This window comes from Cytobacillus praedii (assembly GCF_001439605.1).
GTDB lineage: Bacteria > Bacillota > Bacilli > Bacillales > Cytobacillaceae > Cytobacillus > Cytobacillus praedii.
Genome location: NZ_LMBX01000053.1, coordinates 1 through 4649, shown reverse-complemented (window position 1 = coordinate 4649; position 4649 = coordinate 1). Strand labels below are relative to the sequence as shown.

1 protein-coding gene is annotated in these 4649 nt (G+C 37.9%); it reads right to left on the bottom strand.

Annotated features, from left to right (window positions below):
• Positions 1–4223, bottom strand: a 4223-nt coding sequence (locus ASU02_RS25360) for an InlB B-repeat-containing protein (RefSeq protein ID WP_057768453.1), incomplete at its 3' end; no start/stop codon positions are given.
• Positions 4224–4649: the final 426 nt, after the last annotated feature.

Sequence of the window (4649 nt, the reverse complement as noted above, 5' to 3'; positions counted from 1 at the left end):
TCATAACGAATCGCATCTGTACGCTCTACCCAAATATCTCCGCCTAATCCAAGCATTGGAGAAATCGCTTCATAGGCAGGAACTGAATGGCCTGCACTAAGTGTATCTGCTTTCTTCAAGCGGTTATTAACCAACTCATATACTGGTACTGATTTCTTCGCACTTACACAGCCAATTGCATCAGCAGTAAGTGCATCTTTACCGCATGTTGCTTTTCCATCAAAGAATGCTTGTGCACCTTCCATATAGACAATAGTAAAGGTGCTAAATTTATTTACTTTGAATTCTAGTCCTAATTCACCATTGTTCTTATATGAAACAACTTTCCCCTGTAATACTTCCTTTGTGCCGTCGCTATGCTCAATATAGATGCCAAGATTATCAAGGATTTTTTCTCGTTCCTTGGCATTGGCAGGCAAGCTATCTCTTAAAGGGAGAACAATTGAAACTTCACGGCTTTGCATATTTGTTTCAATTTCCATTGGTCGGCCAAGTACTTGTACTGTTTGATTATGTGTGATTTCTTGAATCAGTTCTTCCTTCTTCGCGCGTTCTTCCACTTGCTTCTGTTCTTCCTTCGACTTAAGTGGCACAACACGGAAGTAAAGATTATCATTAAATGAAGCGATGGATTCTGTTGGAATCGCAATGATCGCATTGTCTGTAGCAATTTCCAGCTTCAGTTTGCCGTCATTCAATTGTTTTAAAGCTGATTTTGGAATCTCAACAGTTACTTCCGATACTTTGTCATTTGTATCTGGAATAACGATACGAGCTGTATCAACACCTTGTTGTTTTGCTTTTTCAACCGTATCTTTGGCTATGCTTTCCGACATAGCCACAAGATCTCTAACAGTTCCATTAGGCTCTGTTGTTCGTTTAATTGGCGTCTTTGTTAAGTTTGTTCCATTTTCACCATTAACATCAACTACAATTTCCTCTGTATTTGACGGTGAGCTAGTTTCACCTTCGCTATCGCTCGATGGTATATATGGGTTCCACTTTGCATACAAAGTAATTTCTCCAACTACTTTATCTTTCAGTAAATTCCATAAATCGGTATATTGAGGATCTTTGTACCAACCTGCGAAAATATAGCCTACACGGGTTGGCGCTTTAGGTGCAATAATTTTTGTTTCATAATCTGCTGTTAATGACTCTACCTTACTTCCTCCAGTAGAATCGAAGCTTACTGTATACTGATTAATTTTCCATTTTGCATAAAGGGTCTTATCGTCAACAATCGGTGTGTCAAAATTGTATAGTGTATTATAAATACTATCTGTATACCAGCCCGCAAAGGTATACCCTGGTCTTGTTGGGAACTGTGGTTCTATAGCTACTCCACCATGACTGACAGATTGATTCTGGATAGAGTCTCCTCCTGTTGAATCAAAACTCACCTTATATTTCTTAATTTCCCATTTTGCATATAACGTTTGATCATCTGTTACCTGATCCGCTTCAAATATCCATTCATTTTTATATTGTTCATCTTTATACCAGCCTACAAAGATATAGCCCGCCTTAACCGGTTCCAACGGGGCAGAGATTTTAGTTTCATAGTCCGCCGTCAATGGATCAACATTACTTCCTCCATTCGATTGAAAGCTAATAATATACTGATTGATAATCCATTTTGCATAAATGGTCTTATCTCCAGTAATAGATGTTCCAAAATCATACGGAGTGCTATAAGTATTATCGGTAAACCAACCTGTAAAGGTGTATCCTTGTTTGGTTGGTGGTTGTGGCACAGTTGCTGTCCCATCATGGTCAACAGATTGGTAAATGACAGAGCTTCCACCGTTCGAATCAAAACTTACCTTATACTTCTTAATTTTCCATTTTGCATATAACATTTGATCATCTGTTACCTCATCTTCATCAAACGCCCACTCATGATTAAATAATGCATCTTTGTACCAGCCTACAAAGGTATAGCCCACTTTGGTTGGTGCTGACGGGGCACTAATCTTCGTATTAAAATCTGCTTTTACTGATTGTAAAGCACTACCACCATTAGAATCGAAGCTAATTGTATATTGATTGACGGTCCATTTTGCATAAATGGTTTTATCTGCATTGATAAGGGTTCCAAAATCATACTGGGTGATATAAGTATTATCGGTATACCAGCCTGCAAAAGTGTGCCCCTGTTTAGTTGGCATATCTGGCTCTTTAGCTTTTCCATCATGGGCAACTGTTTGGCTGGCAACTGAGCTTCCTCCGTCTGAATGGAAACTCACTAAATATTTATTAATCTCCCACTTCGCATAAAGCATTTGATTACCTGTTACCTGATCAGCTTCAAATGCCCATGTATGATTAAATGCTTCATCTTTATACCAGCCCGCAAAGGTATATCCTACCTTGGTTGGAACGGTTGGAAAAGCAACCTTTGCTCCATAATCTGCAGTTATTGTTTCGACTTCACTTCCACCGTTCGAATCGAAGCTAATTGTATACTGGTTAATTGCCCATTTTGCATAAATCGTTTTGTTTGTAGTAACCGTTGTACCAAAATTGTATGGAGTACTATAAGTATTGTCTGTATACCAGCCTGCAAAGGTATATCCTTGTTTCGTCGGGTCTTCTGGTTTAGTTGCTGTCCCATCATGTTCCACGGATTGATTAGCAACTGCGTTTCCACCATTAGAATTAAAACTTACTGTATATTTATTAATCTCCCATTTTGCAAAAAGAGTTTGGTCAGAAATTACCTTTTCCGTTTCAAATGCCCACTCATGATTAAATGCTGCATCCTTGTACCAGCCTACGAAGGAATAGCCTGATTTGGTCGGTACTGCTGGAGCAGTAATTTTCGTTCCATAGTCTGATTTTATTGATCCAACCGCACTACCGCCATTCGAATTGAAGCTGATTGTATACTGGTTGGCGTTCCATTTAGCATAAATTTTCGTATTATCAGTAATTTGGGTGCTAAAATTAAATGGTGTACTATAGGTTTTGTCTGTATACCAACCTGCAAAGGTATATCCTTGTTTCATCGGGTCTTCTGGTTTTACGACCTTGCCTTCATTTTCTACAGACTGATTTGCTACTGGGCTCCCTCCATCTACTTCAAAGCTAACTGAATGCCCTTGATTTCCTATAACGACAATATAGTATTGCTCACCCAAAATAAAGGAATCTATTCCTGTTTCATTATTTGCTACATACTTTAAAAGATCCCCATTAAACATCCCATATTCAGACACTTCATACTCTTCACCTTCGAAGACACCTTTCAACGCACCTTTTTCTGGCAATATGATGCTCAACCCAGCAGATAGATCAACACCACTATAAGTTGATTCATTTGTACCACCATTAGCGACATTAACCATTGTTGGAGTAACTCCCACAATGTTGATGTCCTTTTCAAACGAATTATTTACACTATCTGTCACTTTCAACCTCACCATCGCACTTTCACCAGCTGCGAGAGCTTTCCCTTCCTTTAAACGTAAAAAACCACGTTTAGCATTGGCATCAATTGTAGAAACTTCAAACAGGTCTTTTGGATCATTCACTATACTAAATGTATTAGAATCACCATAATTGTCTAGTCCAGTTAAGTACCCTATTCTCATTCCTGGAAATCCGCCCGGTGCATTTCTTTGGAAAATACGGATATCTGTTGGAGGAGGGTTTTCTACTTTAATAGTGATGGTAAAAATATCAGTATATGGTTGAATTCTAGCTCCTTGTAAACCCTGACCTGATTGCCATCTAACCTGAAAAGTGTAAACTCCCTCCTCAGATGCTTTAAACTTTATTTGTCCATTATCCACCATCGATTTTTGAAATGTAAATCCTGTTTGGATAAGGTTACTTGCTGATCCCAACCCTAATTGAGCACCCGGTCCTGGTACCGATTCAAAAAAAATGACTGGATAGTCCTGATATTTTAAATTATTCGCTGTCAATGATATTTCTTGGCCAATAAATACTGTAATTGCGTCCTCTGCAATTCTAGCATTCTCATAAGCTATATAATTTGTTCTAGATCCTGAAACCTGTCTTCCATTTATTAAATTTTTGATATCAAAATAATCATGAGTTACAAAACGATCATTCCAGTTAACGATATCCTGCAGATTAGAAACATCCTTATTCTCAGCTGCACTAACTCCATTAATCGGCAATACATTGTCCCATCTAACCATAAAAAATAACAATAAACATGTAATCACTGTGAAAACAGTTTTATTTTTCATCACTTTTCTCCACTCTCATCTATTGGAAATTAATCTCGTTATTAGCGTTTTCTACTAAGCAGTTATCGGATAAAGGTTCAACCTCTCTCCTCGCTAATTATTAGTTCTATGAGGTCCACTCGCTTATCTTTCGCTAAAATATTCGAGACTCCTATCTATTCTAGTCCTCCCGTCTCAACAAATTCTAAACAAATTTGACATAAAATGACCTTGAATGGAGTTATCCCCATTTCATCATTATATTTCTCAACCAAAGAGAATGGGGACAGTTTTCCTGTCCCCATTTCCCCTAATCCCAAATTATTTTAAGCTTTTAAAAATAACATAATCATCCTGCACCACGTATTTCCCATTACCTAAATCATACATACCTGGTACATATCGATAAACTCGATACTGTTCTCCCTTTTTCAAAATACGAGGGAG